Source organism: Sphingomonas citri (assembly GCF_019429485.1).
Taxonomy (GTDB): Bacteria; Pseudomonadota; Alphaproteobacteria; order Sphingomonadales; family Sphingomonadaceae; genus Sphingomonas; species Sphingomonas citri.
This window is the reverse complement of record NZ_JAHXZN010000014.1, coordinates 44,565-60,919: the sequence shown is the minus strand read 5'-3', so window position 1 is coordinate 60,919 and position 16,355 is coordinate 44,565. Positions and strand designations below refer to the sequence as shown.

10 protein-coding genes are annotated in these 16,355 nt (G+C 69.3%); 8 read left to right on the top strand and 2 right to left on the bottom strand.

The window, feature by feature from the left end:
• Positions 1-310 precede the first annotated feature (310 nt).
• The 4 genes from KZ820_RS20510 (at position 311) to KZ820_RS20495 (ending at position 7,202) form a co-directional block, all read left to right on the top strand.
• Positions 311-1,168 carry a glucose 1-dehydrogenase gene (locus KZ820_RS20510; RefSeq protein WP_308462295.1) on the top strand — a complete coding sequence of 286 codons (858 nt, stop codon included), beginning with the start codon at positions 311-313 and terminating at the stop codon, positions 1,166-1,168.
• A 157-nt stretch (positions 1,169-1,325) separates the two neighbouring features.
• Positions 1,326-2,192: a manganese catalase family protein gene (locus tag KZ820_RS20505; protein WP_219750669.1), complete on the top strand. Its 867-nt coding sequence runs from the start codon at positions 1,326-1,328 to the stop codon at positions 2,190-2,192.
• 164 nt (positions 2,193-2,356) lie between these two features.
• Positions 2,357-4,993, top strand: coding sequence for a TonB-dependent siderophore receptor (locus KZ820_RS20500; protein ID WP_219750668.1), 2,637 nt, complete (start codon positions 2,357-2,359; stop codon positions 4,991-4,993).
• 178 nt (positions 4,994-5,171) lie between these two features.
• Positions 5,172-7,202, top strand: coding sequence for a hypothetical protein (locus KZ820_RS20495; RefSeq protein WP_219750667.1), 2,031 nt, complete (start codon positions 5,172-5,174; stop codon positions 7,200-7,202).
• A gap of 61 nt (positions 7,203-7,263) precedes the next feature.
• Here the strand turns inward: KZ820_RS20495 and KZ820_RS20490 are convergent, their stop codons facing one another.
• A complete protein-coding gene (locus KZ820_RS20490; RefSeq protein WP_308462294.1) occupies positions 7,264-8,745 on the bottom strand; it encodes a tryptophan halogenase family protein in 1,482 nt (493 codons plus the stop codon).
• Between the two features lie 295 nt (positions 8,746-9,040).
• Between KZ820_RS20490 and KZ820_RS20485 the strand changes: the two genes are divergently transcribed.
• The 4 genes from KZ820_RS20485 to KZ820_RS20470 all read left to right on the top strand — a co-directional run bounded on the left by KZ820_RS20485 (position 9,041) and on the right by KZ820_RS20470 (position 15,188).
• The gene (locus KZ820_RS20485; RefSeq protein ID WP_219750666.1) at positions 9,041-11,470 is read left to right on the top strand and encodes a DUF3772 domain-containing protein; all 2,430 of its coding nucleotides are present in this window, start codon (positions 9,041-9,043) and stop codon (positions 11,468-11,470) included.
• A 343-nt stretch (positions 11,471-11,813) separates the two neighbouring features.
• The gene (locus tag KZ820_RS20480; protein WP_219750665.1) at positions 11,814-13,769 is read left to right on the top strand and encodes a putative bifunctional diguanylate cyclase/phosphodiesterase; all 1,956 of its coding nucleotides are present in this window, start codon (positions 11,814-11,816) and stop codon (positions 13,767-13,769) included.
• Between the two features lie 254 nt (positions 13,770-14,023).
• Positions 14,024-14,257 carry a hypothetical protein gene (locus KZ820_RS20475; protein WP_219750664.1) on the top strand — a complete coding sequence of 78 codons (234 nt, stop codon included), beginning with the start codon at positions 14,024-14,026 and terminating at the stop codon, positions 14,255-14,257.
• Between the two features lie 253 nt (positions 14,258-14,510).
• Complete coding sequence (locus KZ820_RS20470) at positions 14,511-15,188, top strand: hypothetical protein (protein ID WP_219750663.1); 678 nt, start codon at positions 14,511-14,513, stop codon at positions 15,186-15,188.
• A gap of 23 nt (positions 15,189-15,211) precedes the next feature.
• Here KZ820_RS20470 and KZ820_RS20465 read toward each other — a convergent pair whose 3' ends face one another.
• On the bottom strand, positions 15,212-16,264 hold the full coding sequence (locus KZ820_RS20465) for a LacI family DNA-binding transcriptional regulator (RefSeq protein ID WP_219750670.1): 1,053 nt from the start codon (positions 16,262-16,264) through the stop codon (positions 15,212-15,214).
• Positions 16,265-16,355: the final 91 nt, after the last annotated feature.

Sequence of the window (16,355 nt, the reverse complement as noted above, 5' to 3'; positions counted from 1 at the left end):
GTCAAAGAGCCGCCGACGAAGAAACCGGACAAACAACCCTCCCCCACCCTTCGATCGGGGAGACCGCTGTCCTTCCTATCTGGCGACCGACCCAGAAGCACCGCCTCAGCAGCAACCCCCGTCCGGTAAAGCGGCATATATGGAGCACTTCCGAAGGGGTCAAGCGATTCGATGACAGTTTTTTGGCGGGGCAATGTCAGTTCGTCGTACGCGCCAGACCTCGGACAAGACTGGCTGATTCACGTCAAAGCTCGGAACGTCGCCGCCGCGCCGATCGGTTGAGTGCCCGACCCAAGATGGAGATCACACCGTGACCGACCGCCCCACCCCGCCCTATCCCGAGCAGCAGCAGCCGATGCCGGGCACCACCGCGGCGATGGACCCGCGCCCCGACCACGGCGAGCACAGCTATGTCGGCCGCGGTCGCCTCACCGACAAGAAGACGATCGTCACCGGGGGTGACAGCGGCATCGGGCGCGCGGTCGCGCTCGCCTTCGCGCGCGAGGGCGCGGACGTGCTGATCTCCTATCTCAGCGAGGAGGAGGATGCGCGCGAGACCCAGCGGCTCGTCGAGCAGGCCGGGCGTCAGGCGGTGCTCGTCCCCGGCGACATCAGCGACCCGGCGCATGCCCGCGTTGTGGTCGATCGCGCGGTGGAAGCGTTCGGGCGGGTCGACGTGCTCGTCAACAATGCCGCGCACCAGGCCAGCTTCCAGAAGATCGAGGACATCGCCGATGAGGAGTGGCAGCTGACCTTCGCCACCAACATCCACGCGATGTTCTATCTGTCGAAGGCGGCGGTGCCGCACATGCGCGAGGGGTCGTCGATCATCAACACCACCTCGATCAACGCCGACCAGCCCAACGAGCAGCTGCTCGCTTATGCCACCACCAAGGGCGCGATCCACAATTTCACCGCCGGGCTGGGCCAGATGCTCGCCGAGCGCGGGATCCGCGTGAACGCGGTCGCGCCCGGTCCGGTGTGGACGCCGCTGATCCCCTCGACCATGCCGCCCGAGAAGGTGAAGAGCTTCGGCGAGAACACGCCGATCGGTCGCGCCGCGCAGCCCGCCGAGCTGGCACCCGCCTATGTCATGCTCGCCAGCGACGAGGCGAGCTACATCCTCGCGGCGACCGTCGCGGTAACCGGCGGACGACCCTTCCTGTGAGCGATAGGCGCGCCCGGAGCGTCGCGCTTCGGGCGCGCGGACTTGACGCAAGTTGCTGTAATAAGGCCGTTATTCTAATCCACTATAGTAAACTTCGGGCGCGCTGAGCCGTTGGCGGATGATCGGGGCGGGATCATCCCAACAGCGAGGACGTGCGATGTACTATCACGACAAGCGACTCCAATATCCGGTGCAGGTGAGCGAGCCGGATCCCGCCTTCGCGCGGATGCTCCAGCAGGCGATCGGCGGCGTCGAGGGCGAGATCCGCGTCTGCATGCAGTATTTCTTCCAGGCCTGGGGCAATCGCGCGCCCACGCCGAAGTACCGCGACATGCTGCTCCACACCGCCACCGAGGAGATCGGTCATATCGAGATGCTCGCCACCGCGGTGGCGCTCAACCTCGACAAGGCCCCCGCGAGCCTGCAGGCCGAGGGTGCCGCGGACAGCATCGTCGGCGCGGTGATGGGCGGCGAGCGGCCGCGCCACATCATCGAGGGGCTGATCCACAAGAACCTGCTCTCGACCGGGCTCGCGGCGATGCCGGTCGATTCGGACGGCGTGCCGTTCAACATGAGCCATATCTACGCCAGCGGGAACATCGCAGCGGACATGTACTGCAACGTCGCCGCGGAGAGCACCGGGCGCGTGCTCGCGACGCGCCTCTACAATGCGGCGCGTGATGAAGGCATGAAGAAGATGCTCCACTTCATGATCGCGCGCGATACGATGCACCAGGAGCAATGGCTCGCGGTGATCGAGGAGCTCGGCGGCGCCGCGACCCAGCTGCCGATCCCCAACTCCTTCCCTCAGGAGAAGGAGGATCAGGAGCACAATTACGACTTCTTCGTCACCTCGCTCGACGGCAGCTACCCCGAGGGGCGCTGGACCAGCGGCCCGAGCATCGACGGGCGCGGCGAGTTCACGGTCTTCCGCAACGAGCCCCTCGGTGGCGAGCCCGAGCTCGGCGCGGCACGGCCCGATGGCATGGCGCAGGTCGAGCAGACCGACGCGACATCGGTCTGAGCCGCGCGGCCGGCGCGACCGTTGCGCGCCGGCCACAGCTGCAGCAGGATCGTGCCGATGCGGTCCCGCCGTCCCTTTGAAATCGATTAACGCCGGCATAAAATCGCGGCCGACGTCACCCCCAATGAGAGGGTGACGCGACCCACGTTCCTCAGGAGGGGAAGATGCCGCTACTCACCACGCGACGCGCCGCTTTGCTCGCCGGCGCCGCGCTGCTGCCGAGCGCGCCCGCGCTGGCCCAGACCGCCACCAGCCCTGCGGCCGCCCCGGTCGCCGAGCAGACCGGCACGCCCACTCCCGCGCAGGACGCGCCCGACACCGCGCCCGAGACGGCGCCCGCGGCCGACAACGGCGACGGGCTGCAGGACATCGTCGTCACCGGCCAGACCTCGCGCGACCGCCCGCTGATCACCTCCTCGGCCGACATCACCTACGCCACCCGCGACGACATCGACCGCCGCGCGCCGCGCTCCACCGCCGACATGCTCGAGCTGGTGCCCGGCATCTTCGTCGAGGGCACCGCGGGCGAGGCGTCGAACAACTATTCGGTGCGCGGCCTACAGGGCGGCGGCCAGCGCTTCGTCCAGCTCGAGGAGGACGGCATGCCGATCCTCTACGGCGGCGGCGGTGCCGACTTCTTCTTCCAGCAGGACCTCACCATCGACCGGCTCGAGGCGGTCAAGGGCGGCTCGTCGGGCGTGCTCACCGTCAACGGCGCGGGCGCGACGATCAACTTCATCTCGAAGCGCCCCAACCAGGAGCGGTTCGAGGCGATCGCGCGCGGCACCTACTATAATTACGGGCTCAAGCGCGCCGACCTCTACGTTTCCGCCCCGCTCGCGCAGAACCTCGCCTTCAGCATCGGCGGCTATTACCAGAGCAGCCCGGGCGTGCGGCGCAACCCGTTCGACTATGACGGCTATCGCGTGAAGGCGATGCTGGAATACCGCTTCGACGACGGCGGGTTCCTCCGACTGTCCGCCAAGCGCGGCGACATGAACACGGCCTATTACGCCAGCATGCCGTACCGCTACGACAACGGCGAGCCGAGCGGCTTCCCGGGCCTCGACACGCAGCGCGACAACATCGGCGGTGACGCCTTCCGCAACATCGCGGTGCCGGTGTCGACCTTCGTCGAGAGCGACGGCATCCGCAACTTCCGCTACGATCAGGGCATCAAGTCGATCTCGAACCAGTTCCGCGTCGACTTCGAGAAGCCGGTGACCGACTCGTTCGATGTCTTCCTGCGCAGCCGCTATCTCGACTATTCCTACGATTTCAACGGCCTGTTCCCCGGCTCGGGGACCGGCAACGCCGGCCTGGCGAGCGCGGTGAGCTATCTGACGCCGGGCAGCGGCTCGCCGATCAACGACCTGCTCAGCGCCGGCGCGGTCGCCTTCCCCGCGCGGGTGAGCTTCGGCATCCGCAACCTGCGCACCGGCACGGTGATCGGCGCCAACCAGACGAGCGAGCTCAACGCGCTCAACGGCAACGGCTTCCTCCAGCGCACCACGCTCAACCACGATCGGCTCGACGCGCACGACTTCGGGCTCAATCTGGGCGGGCGCTGGGAATATCAGGGCGGCAGCTTCACCAACTCGCTCACCGCGGGCATGATGTATTACGCCGTTCACCGTCGCCAAAATCAGTCGGCGGTCGCCAGCGTCGTCAACGACGTGCGCAACAACAGCGACATCTACGACATCGTCGCGCTCGACGGCGGCAACAACGTGATCGGCACGCTGAGCGACAACGGCCTGGTCTCCTACGGCGACTGGGGCAACGGCATCCGCGTACGCGACGACAATGCCGTGTCGCTCTACGCCAATGACGAGCTCGCGATCGGCAAGCTCCGCATCGACGGCGGCATCCGCTTCGAGAACATCCAGTCGACCGCGCGCGACGGCGTGGACGCCGCCGCTGTCGATGCGGCCAACCGGATCGTCGAGATTCGCCCGGGCGTGTTCCAGCAACAGGTACCGAGCGGCACCGCGGGTGTGATCACCACGGTCGGCCCGACCTTCGCCGGCCAATATACCACGCTCAACCGCGGCCAGGAGAAGATCGCCTGGACCGTCGGCGCCAACTATCTGATCACGCCGAACCTATCGATCTACGCGCGCTACGCGGACGGCTTCCAGACCAACAGCGCCGATCCGATCACCACGATCAAATTGTACGAGGCCGGTATCCGCTACCAGTATGAGCGCTTCTTCAGCGGCTCGGTCACGGTGTTCCGCACCAACTTCGACGACCAGAACTACAATTTCGCCAACCCCGAGAACCCGGCGCAGCAACAGAACATCAACGCCGACCTGCGCACCAAGGGTATCGAGATCGACGCGGTGATCCGGCCGGTGCGCTGGTTCTCGATCGACGGCCAGGCGGTGTTCCAGGATCCGCGGCTCGAGAACCTTCAGCTCGATGGCGCCACCCAGGCGGGCTATGAGGGCAACCGCCCTGAGCGCACGCCCTCCACCTTGTGGACGGTGACGCCGGCGATTCAGCTGCCGAACGGCCTCGGCGACATCTTCGCTCGCTATAAATACGTCGGCAAGATCTTCGCAGACGCGGGCAACGGCGTCGCGCTGCCCGGCTATGGCGTGACCAGCGCAGGCATCAACGTCAACGTCACGCCGCAGCTGCAGGTGAGCTTCAACGCCGAAAACATCTTCAACGTCGTCGGCCTGACGGAGGGCAACCCGCGGCAGGGCCAGACCCAGGCGATCACCCAGGGCTTCTTCTACGCCCGGGGCATCGTCGGGCCCACCTATGGCGGGTCGGTCACGCTGCGGTTCTGAGGACGGGGGCAAGCGGCGAGGATAGGTCGTCCTCAGCCGCTTTCCCACAAAGCGCTTCTGCGCACGCAGGAGTCCAGAGCCGAGAGCGCGACGGCCGCGATCCTGGGCTCCCGCGTGCGCAGGAGCACGGCGACAGCTACAGTGCTGACGAGTCTACCACCCACATCCGGAGCCGAACATGACCCGCGCCGCCCGCCTCCTTGCCGCGCTGCTGCTCGCGGGCAGCGCCGGGGTGGCGCTCGCCCAGCGTCCGCCCGAAGTCGCCTATCAGCTCAGCGAGGGCGACAATCTCAACGCCTTCCTGCGCGACGGCGCCACCGCGGCGCACCTGCTGCTGCGCGAGGGCGCCGAGCCGCGCATCCTCGTCGGCTTTCCCGCCGGCAACAGCGGCGTCGGCCTGTGGTTCGAGCGTACCGCCGCACCGGTCAGATGGCGTCTCGACCGCGCACCCGCCGCGATCACGCTGGCCGACGCGCGCGGTCGCGCGCTCCACGGCATCCGCGCCACCGCCAGCATCGCCGCGCCTCGGCTCGCGCTGCGTCGGGCGGTACTGTCGAACGTCCGCTTCCTGCGCGACTATCAGAGCGTCGGCCGCTTCCCGCCTGAGGTAGCAGTGGCCCCGCGCCTCGGCCGCGACACGATCACCTACGCGCGCGACCGCGCCGACGGCGCGCCGGGCTACCTTCTCGGCCTGCGCGTACTCGCCGGCCTGATCGAGCGCGGCGCGCTGGTAGCGGGGCGGGACGGCCGCATCCAGCTGGAGATCACCGCCGCGACCGGCGACACGCCGCTCACCGGCATCGCGCTGCCCGAGCTGCTCAACGCCACGGCCGCCGACGATCCTACCGCACGGAACGCGCTGCGCTTCCTCAGCTATCGCGAGAAGTTCCTGGCGGGTTCGTGGCGCTTCGACACCTATTTCGGGCGTGACACGCTGATGTCGGTGCGGCTGCTGATGCCCGCGCTCCAGCCCACCGCGATCGAGGCGGGGCTCGGTGCGGTGCTGGCGCGGCTCGCGGCCGACGGCGACGTCGCGCACGAGGAAGGTCTGTCCGAGTTCGCGTTGCTGGAGAATCGCAGGGCCGGGCGCAGCGGTGACGCCGCGACGCTCGACTATGCCATGATCGACGACGACTTCATGCTCGCGCCGGTCGCCGCCGCTTATCTGCTCGAGCGCGCCGACCCGGCCCGCGCGCGCACCTTCCTGGCGCGACCGATCGCGAGCGAGGCGCGCCCCGGCACCAGCGAGCCCGCCGGTGCGGCGCTGCTGCGCAACCTGCGGCTGGTGATCGAGCGCGCGCGCGGCTTCGCCGAGGCACCCGCGGTCGACCGGCTCGTCGCGTTGCGCCCCGGCCGCATGACCGGCCAGTGGCGCGACAGCGAGGAGGGGCTCGGGCGCGGGCGCTTCCCCTATGACGTCAACGCGGTGCTGGTCCCCGCCGCGCTCGACGCGGCCGCCCGGCTGAGCGCGGCGGGGCTGCTCGACCCGTATGTGAGCGCGACCGATCGCGCCGGCCTCGCGCGCGCCGCGGCGATGGCGACCACGTGGCGCGAGCGCGCGCCCGCGCTGTTCCGCGTCGAGCTGCCCGCGCGCGAGGCGGCACCCCGGATCGCGGCCTACGCGCGCGCGCTCGGCGTCCCCGCCGCGCCCGCGCTGGAAAGCCTGGGTCAGACCCCGCTGTTCTATCACGCGCTGTCGCTCGACGAGCGCGGCCGCGCGGTACCGATCCTCAACTCGGACGAGGGGTTCGCGCTGATGTTCGGCGCGCCGCCCGCGGCCGAGCTGGAGCGCGACGTCGCCGCGCTGATGCGGCCCTTCCCCGCCGGGCTGATGACCGACGTCGGCCTCCTCGTCGCCAACCCGGCGCTGGCGGACGCGGCGACCCAGGCGCGCTTCACCCCCGCCGCCTATCACGGTGCGGTGGTGTGGTCCTGGCAGCAGGCGCTGTTCGCCGCCGGGCTGGAGCGGCAGCTCCAGCGCAGCGACCTGCCCGCCTCGACGCGCGCGGTGCTGACCGACGCGCAGGCACGGCTCTGGCGCGCCATCGCCGCGACGCGCGCGACGCAGAGCTCGGAGCTGTGGTCCTGGGCCTATCGCGACGGGCGCTACGCGGTGGTGCCGTTCGGCGCGGGCAAGAAGGATGTCGACGAGTCCAACGCGGCGCAGCTGTGGAGCACGGTCTATCTGGCGGTGCGCCCGCCGCGATGATGTTTCTCCCCCCTCATCCCGGACGTGGTCGGGGATGACGGCAAGGGGGAACAGGACCACCTCACCCCATCGCCGCGACCAGCGCGTCGTCGTGCGTCGGCAGCGTCGGCGCGGCGCGCGCGATCAGCGCGGCGAGCGCGCGCACCTGCTTGATGTTGGCGCCGCCGTCGAGCGCGGCGGCGAGCGGGTGGTAGCCCTCCGCCGCGATCCCCTGCCCCTCCAGCACCGCCAGCCAGCTCGCCTCGCGGAACAGCTCGTCGGCCTCCAGCATCAGCCGCCCGCCGCGGCGGTACAGCGCCTCGCGCCCTTGGAGCGCCTCGGGCAGCGCCATCGCGCGACACGCTTCCCACAGCGGCTCGGCCTTCCCGCGCTGCGCATGATAGTGGAGGATCAGGAAGTCGCGGATCCGCTCCATCTCCGCCGTCATCAGCCGGTTGTAGCGCGCCGCCAGTGCCGCGTCGTCGCCGCGCTCGGGGAAGAGCGTCAGCAGCTTGGCGATGCCGCTCTGGATCAGGTGGATGCTGGTCGACTCGAGCGGCTCGAGGAATCCCGCCGCCAGCCCGATCGCGACCACGTTGCCGCGCCACGGCTCGGGTCGGGCACCCGCGGTGAAGCGCAGGAAGCGCGGCTCGCCCAGCGCGGCGCCGTCGAGATGGGCCAGCAGCGTCGCCGCCGCCTCGTCGTCGGAGAGAAAGGGCGAGGCATAGACATAGCCGTTGCCGGTGCGATGCTGGAGCGGGATGCGCCACTGCCAGCCGCCCGCGCGTGCGGTCGAGCGCGTGTACGGCAGCGTCGGCCGCGTCGCCGCGCTGGGCACCGCCACCGCGCGGTCACACATCAGCCAGCGTGACCAATCGTCGTAGCGCGCGCCCATCTCGCCCGCGATCAGCAGCGCGCGGAAGCCCGAGCAGTCGACGAACAGCTCGCCCGCGAGCCGCTCGCCGCGCTGGGTGGTGAGCGCGGTGACGCGGCCGCTGCCCGCGTCGCGCTCGACTGCGGCGAGCCGCCCCTCGACCCGCACCACCCCGGCCGCCTCGGCGAGTCCGCGCAGATGCGCGGCGTAGCGCCCGGCGTCGAAATGATAGGCATAGCCGAGCGTCGACAGGATCGAACGCTGCTCCGCCGCCGGCTTGGCGAAACGACCGGCGAGCGCCGCCTGCGTGGTCAGCGACAGCGCGGCGAGCGGCAGATCGAGCCCCTCCGCCCGCGCGCGCAGCCAGCGATGGTGGAAGGCGACCCCGGGCAGCGCCGCGCCATAGTGGCCGAACGGGTGGAAGTAGCGGTGCGCGGGCCGCGCCCAGTCGACGAACTCGATGCCGAGCTTGTAGGTCGCCCCCGTGGCCCGCAGGAACGCCGCCTCGTCGAGCCCGATCAGCTGGTTGAACCAGTGGATCGTCGGGATCGTCGCCTCGCCGACGCCGACGGTGCCGATCTCCTCCGACTCGAGCAAGGTGATCGCCACCGAGCGCCCGAGCTGGCGCGCGAGCGCGATCGCGGTCATCCAGCCGGCGGTGCCGCCGCCCAGGATCACGACGCGCCTCACCCGCTCCCTCTCCGCCACACCCGTCTCCCTTCGACGACGGTGTAGGGCGGAACGGCGCCGAGGGGGAGCGGGAACGCAGTGGGTCGGGCGAGAGAGGGCGTGACACCTTCTTCCGCCTTCATCCTGAACCTGTTCCAGTTTCTACTGATCCGCAGGCGTCGCGGCCGTTAGGCAGGCGGCACGGTGGATCCCGAGACGAGCTCAGGATGACGGCTGAAGATGAGGCGGCGACACGATACCGCCTTCCTCCCCGCACACTGGCCGCGCCCCCGCCCGCTCTGCTATCGCCGCGGCGATGACGTGCTCCCCGCTGTCCGCCCGCGCGCGCGCCGCCGCGCTGTCGCTGCTGACGCTGCTCGCGCTCCTGCTGGCGCCGCTCGCCGCCGCGCAGGTCGACCCGGTCACCGCCGCCACGGCGCGGCTGATCAAGGCCGAGCGTGAAGTGCGCTCGGTCGACGGCGCGCTCGATCTGTCGACCGACCGGGAAGCGCGCGACAGCTTGCGCGAGCGGGTCAACGCCGCGCGCGAGGACGCCGCCGCCGCCGCCGACGACCTCACCGACCAGCTCGCGCTCGTCGACGCGCGCGCCGCGCAGCTCGGCCCCGCCGCCGCGGGCGAGGCGCCCGATCTCGCCGCACAGCGCGCGCGGCTGGCGCGGCAGCGCACCGCGATTGATTCGAACAGCAAGCGCGGCAGGCTGATCGCGGTCGAGGCGCAGCAGCTGGTCGAGGAGATCGACCGGACAGAGGCCGAGCAGTTCAGCCAGACGATCGCGGCGCACGTCCCGTCCCCGCTCTCCCCCGGCTTCTGGGGCGCGGTGCTGCAGGCCGCCCCGCGTGACCTGCGTCGGATCGAGGTGGTGGTCACGCTGGCGACGCGCCAGCTCGCCGCGGGATGGCGCGCGGCACCGGTCTGGCCGGCGCTGCTCGGGCTGCTCCTCGCGCTGGCGATCGCGGTGCCCGGCCGCGCCGCGGCGGTGCGGATCGGCCTGCGCTTCCTGATCGACGACGCTCCCGGGCATCGCGTGCGCCGCTCGGGGAACGCGATCTGGCGCGTGCTGGTCGGCACGCTGACGCCGCTGCTCGCGAGCTTCGCGCTGGTGCAGGGGCTGCGCTGGGCCGGGCTGGTGCCCACGGCGGTCAACGGGCTGGCGGACACGTTCGTGCAGGCGAGCTCGTTCGCTGGCTTCACCGTCGCGGTCACGGGCGCGGTGCTGATGCGTCACCAGCCGAGCTGGCGCGTCGCGCCGATCGCCGACGACGTCGCAGCGCGACTTCGTCCCTTCAGCTGGCTGCTCGCCGCGGTGGCCTTCCTGTCCATCACCGTCAACGCGTTCAATCAGATGGTCGGCGCGAGTGCGGCGGCGCTGAGCGCGACGCAGGTGCTCGTCGCGCTGCTCCACCTGCTGATCCTGGCCGCCGCGCTGGTCGCGCTCGGCCGGTTGCGCGCGGCGCGAGCGGAGGACGAGCAGGCGCCGGCACGCGCCGGGCTCGGCGCGGCCTCACTAGTGGCCTGGACGGTGGTCGTGGTGGCGACGTTCGCGCTGCTGCTCGGCTATGTCGGCCTCGCCTCGTTCATCGTCCGGATCGTCGCCTGGGCGACGGTGCTCGGCTGTGCCACGTTCCTGCTCATGGCGGCGATCGACGACGTCGCCACCACCGTCTTCGCGCGCGACGGCGGGCTCGGGCGGACGCTGTCGCGCGCGCTGGGCGTGCGCGGCGCGCTGATCGAGCAGTTCGGCGTGCTCGCCTCGGGCGTGCTGCGGCTGACGCTGGCGCTGTTCGCGCTGGGTCTGCTGTTCTCGCCGTTCAACGGCGGCAACGGCGTCGGCGCGCTCGTCTCTCGGCTGGGCACGCTGGCGCAGGGCGTGCAGGTCGGCGGCATCGCGATCTCGCCCGGGACGATCCTGCGCGGCGTGGTGGTGCTGTTCATCGGGCTGGCGCTGGTGCGCGGCTTCATGCGCTGGCTCGAGCAGCGCTATCTGCCCGCCACCGACCTCGACGGCTCGGGCCGCAACTCGGTCAGCCTGGTGGCGCGCTACGTCGGCGTCGCGCTGGCGGTGATCTGGGCGCTGGCCTCGCTCGGCATCGGCGTCGAGCGGATCGCGCTGCTGCTCTCGGCGCTGTCGGTCGGTATCGGCTTCGGCCTGCAGGCGATCACCTCCAATTTCGTGTCGGGGCTGATCCTGCTGGCCGAGCGCCCGATCAAAATCGGCGACTGGATCCGCGTCGGCACCGACGAGGGTGACGTCAAGCGCATCAGCGTGCGCTCGACCGAGATCGCGCTGGCCGATCATTCCACGCTGATCGTGCCCAACAGTGAGCTGATCACCAAGTCGGTGCTCAACAAGACGCTGGCCAGCCCGCTCGGCCGCATCCAGGTGCAATTCTCGGTGCCGCTGGAGAGTGACGCCGACAAGGTGCGCGCGATCGTCGCGCAGGCGTTCGCCGATGAGAGCGCGATCCTCGACGATCCGGCGCCCGCGATCTTCATCGACTCAATCGCGGACGGGCGGATCTTCTTCAACTGCTTCGCGCACGTCGGCTCACCCCGCGCCGCCTACGGTGCCCGCAGCGCCGTCTTCACGGTGCTGCTGCGCCGGTTCCGCGAGGAAGGGATGGAGCTGGGCACGGTGCCGCAGCGGCTGGAGCTGCTCTCGCGCGATCCGGCGAAGGGATCGGAACGCGTCGAGACGCCGGACGGGGAGCCGCGCTCCTCGGTGTAGAGCCGCCGCGAACGACGCGGTGAGTGGCTTCCTCTCTACCTCCATCATCCCGGACTTGGTCCGGGATCCACCCTTTCGCGAGAGCAACCCTTTCTGAGTGCACGGAGCAGTGGATCCCGGACCAACTCCGGGATGACGGAAGGGTTTGTTGATGCGCCGCATTCCCTCGAAATGACGTTGGAGCTGGCAGCAGGCTCAGCATCGCAAGAAGCGCCTAGCCCGTCATCCCGCAGACCGCCTGAATTGGAAGGAATCGCGGTCGCCACGTTAGTGTATCGTCAGTCCATCCGCTCTATGGCTCGTCGCGGGGGAAAGGGCGCTCGCGCTCGGTTTGGGGATGGCGATGGTGCGGCGGCTGTATCGTTGGTACGCCGGGATCGGTGACGATCCGCGGCTGGCGATCGCCCAGGTCACCAACCTCTATCGCCAGGTGCCGCTGCTCTACGGGCTGCTACTGATCAACTCGCTCGCGGTCGCGGTGACTCACCGCGATAGCGCGCCGGCGCTGCTCACCGTGACCGTGCCCGCGCTGCTCTTCGCCGTCACGCTGATCCGGCTACTGCGCTGGGCGCGTGCCGGCCGCCGCGGCGTCGCGCCGTCCCCCGCCGCCGCTCGTCGCCAGCTGCGCACGATCACCACCGCGGCAGGGCCGATCGCGATCGCCTATATGGTCTGGTCGCTGCTGCTGATGCGCTACGGCGGCGCGGCGCAGCAGACGCACGCCGCGGTGTATCTCTCGACCACGGTGATGGGCTGCGTGTTCTGCCTGATGTCGCTGCCGCAGGCCGCGCTGCTTGTGGCGACGATGGTCGTCCCGCCCTTCATCGCCGCCTGCCTGGCGCATTACCAGATCATGTTCGCGGTAATCGCCACCAACGTGGCGCTGGTCGTCGCGGTGCTGCTGCGCGTGCTGTTCAACAGCTTCGACTATTTCCGCGACCAGGTCGCGGCGCGCGCCGCGCTGGAGCAGCAGCACGCCGAGCTGATGCGGCTCAACGCCGAGAACGGCCGGCTGGCGCTGACCGACAGCCTCACTGCGCTGCCCAATCGCCGCCAGTTCCACCACGATCTCGACCTGCTCGCGGACGCGCACGACGGCACACCCTTCGCGGTCGGTCTGCTCGACCTGGATCGCTTCAAGCCGGTCAACGACACCTATGGCCATCAGGTCGGCGACCTGCTGCTGGTCGAACTGGCCCGGCGGTTGCGCGCGATCGCGGGCGGCGCCACCACTGTCTACCGACTTGGCGGCGACGAGTTCGGCCTGCTCACCGTGGGCGAGCGCGACGAGTCGGTCGCCGCGGCCGAGCGTCTGTGCCAGAGCATCGCCGCTCCGTTCAGCGTCGGCGAGCTGCGCGTCGCGGTCGGCGGCTCGCTCGGGCTCGCGCTCTCGGGCGAGGTAGAGGCGTCGGGCGCCCTGGCGGGTGAGCTGTTCGATCGCGCCGACTATGCGCTCTACCATGCCAAGCGCGTCAACGGCGGCGGCACCTGCGTGTTCACGCCCGACATGGCGCGCGCGATCCGCACCGACCGCGCGATCGAGGCGGCGCTCCAGGCCAGCGCGCTGGACGAGGAGCTGCGCGTCGTCGCGCAACCGATCGTGGCCGCGGCGAGCGGCACGATCGTGGCGGTGGAGTGGCTCGCGCGCTGGCACAGCCCGCTCGTGGGCGAGGTGCCGCCGGCCGAGTTCATCGCCATCGCCGAGCGCTCCTCGCTGATCCACGACATCACGCTGGCGGTGTTCCGCAAGGGCTTCGCGGCGGCGCGCGCGCTGCCGGGCGAGCTGGCGCTGTCGTTCAACCTCTCGGCCTGCGACCTGCACTCGCCCGCGACGATGGCGGCGATCGAGCGCGAGATCACCGCCTCCGGGGTGGCGGCCGAGCGGATCTGGATCGAGGTGACGGAGACCGCGGTGATGCGCGACCCGCCGGCGGCGGCGCGCGCGCTGGCGCAGCTACGTGCGCGCGGCATCAAGGTGGCGCTCGACGATTTCGGCACCGGCCATTCCAGCCTCAGCAACCTGCACCAGCTGCCGCTCGACAAGGTCAAGATCGACCGCAGCTTCCTCGCCGACGACGAGGCCGCGCGCGGCTGGGCGGTGGTGGCGGCGGTGGTGGCGCTTTGCCGCTCGCTCGCGCTGGAGTGCGTGGCGGAGGGCGTGCAGACCGAGGCGCAGCTCGACGCGCTCCTGCGGATCGGCTGCGGCGCGGTGCAGGGTTATCTTTTCTCGCCCCCGGTCGAGGCCGAGGCGGCGGCGGCACTGGTGCGCGAGTGGGAGCGGCGGCGCGAGGCGGCGTGAGGAAGGACGGCGGACGCGCGCCGCCCTCAGCGATGTTCCGGGTATGATCGTACTCTGCCCAATAGGCGCCGTAACGTCAAAGGATTGCTATCGGAAGATCGCGTCGAGAAATCCCTCGCGGCAGAAAAGCTTGACCGCATCGCGAGCTTAGCGCAGCAGCGCGTCCGGATGAGTAATCTGGCCTCATTACTCCGTCCATCCGAGACAGTCTTAGTATATATAGAAGGACTGCTTCTTCAGGATGGAACCGTGTTATGAAGACATTGACCGGTTTTGCCGCCTTCACGCTGATAATCGCTCCCTCTGCCGCCGTTGCGAGACCGGTTTCCCTGACCGTTCAAAACCTTGGAAAGAGCAAGCTTAGCGTTCAAAAAATCAGCTTCTGCGGCACCCTAAAAGCCACATCTGATGAAATCGCGCCACGATCGACTTCGCCGGCTTATACCACCGACTGTGGAAAGGACGGATCAGTCGCGTACATCGACTAGCAGAACAAGGATCTCGACACCTGCCGCTTTCTTATAAGTGTTGTTATTACAAAAAAATATCTTATCTTGACGATTTTCCCGGATATTACGTCTCAAACGTCTCCGCAGAAAGAAAATATGGCAGCCTTGCCAAGTGCAAGGTTGTATCAAAAGATGCAACTAATTTTGCTACGGACGGATCTTTATCCGCGGTATTTTCAATGGAATAATGGTAGCAACTCGCATATAATTTCTTCGATGCTAGGAATCTATCATGTTGATGACGCCACCGGTTGATGATAGAGTAATTGCTTTCGATCGACACCAATCGAGAGAAATCGCCTCTGCCACACTCGCCTCCGTGCGCCATCAACGCCCCATCGACACAGCCGACGCGCCGAGAGAAGGCGACGACTTCACCAGCGTAGGCGTGCGCGCCCGCGAATTGCTCGACGCGAAATATGCGAATTCTCGGAAGGCGGGCACAAGGATCGTCTTCTCGTTGGACGTGTCGGGACAGTTGCTTAAGCTTCCAGATTTAACAGATCAGGAATTAGCAGCGATCGTCCTGAACCGTGATAAGACCTTCACGCCAGACGAGCAATCAACGGCGCGATGTGAATTCACCGAGCGTGAGCGGATCGCACTGGAGCCCTTCAACGATGCGGTGATGCATCATGGTGATCGGCGGGGCGACGCCATCGCCATCAACTACATCTACAGCTGCATGACACCCGAGGTCCGCGAGGCGACGCGGTGGACGCCGGAGATGATCAGCTCGAACAACGAGATGCTCGACGGCGACATCAAGCGCTTGGGACCGATCGAGGAGGACAGCGTCCTTCAGGCGCTGCTCGCCACCGCGCGGTCGGGGCGATCATTCAATCTCTCGCCGCTCCGCCAACGGCTTTTCACCTACGGTCCGAGCGCCGCCACGACGCGCCATCACTGATCCTTAGCCCCCGTGGTCGCCCCTCACACCCGCGGCGCCGCGGTCGAGGCGCGTACCTTGAGCTCGCCCGCGATCACCACCGGCGCGGCGGGGCGCGCGCGGCCGCCGAGCTGCGCGATGATCAGTTCCACCGCGCGCGCCGTCACCGCCGCGATCGGCTGCTCCATCGCGGTGAGCGGCGGGTGCGCGAAGCGCGCGATCGGCGTGTCGTCGAAGCTCACCACCGACAGGTCGTCGGGGACGCTCAGCCCGCGTTCGCGCGCCGCGGCGAGCACGCCCAGCGCCATCTGGTCGCTGCTCGCCAGGATCGCGCTGGGCGGCACCGCGGCACCGAGCAGCGCGTGCGCCGCCGCCTCGCCGCTGGGGAAATCGAAGTTGCCGACCGCGAGCAGCCCGTCGCAGCTCGCGCCGGCCTCGCGCATCGCGCCGCGCCAGCCGTCGGCGCGCTGCGCGCTGGTGGTATAATCCTCCGGCCCGGCGACGAAGCCGATGCGGCGGTGCCCGAGCGCGAGCAGGTGCTCGGTGGCGCGACGCGCCCCCGCCTCGTCCGCCATCGACAGCGCGATGCCGGCGCCGCCGCCCTGCGCGCCGATCCGCGCGAAGGCGATGTCGTGCCGGTCGAGCAGCTCGGCGATCAGCGGGTTGTCCGAGTGCGGCGGAGTCAGGATCACGCCGTCGGGCTGGAGCGCCGCGATTGTCGCGGCGAGCTCGCGCTCGATCCGGTCGCTGTGCGTGTCGACCAGCTCGAGCAGCAGGCGATAGCCGTGGCGCGCGCAGGTGAGCATGCCGCCGAGCAGCATCTGGTCGACCCAGTCGGTGCCCTGGCGCGCGCGCCAGTCGCTGATCGTGCGGTCGCGGTCGTTGAGCGCCAGGATCAGATAGCTGCGCGAGCCGCCCATGCGCTGCGCCGCCAGCGACGGGACATAGCCCAGCCGCGTGATCGCCTCACGCACGCGCTCCGCCATCGCCGGGCGAACGTTGGGCTCGTTGTTGATGACGCGACTGACGGTCTGCAGCGACACGCCGGCATCCGCCGCGACATGCTTGATCGTCACCGTCTGCCGCCGCCGTGCCATCCCCGCTCCCCCGATCGCCGCTGCCCGGCGGCGCCTGCCATAGCCAAGCGCACGGCGCCCCGCCATCGCGTTGAGGTCGAGGGTGGCGCGA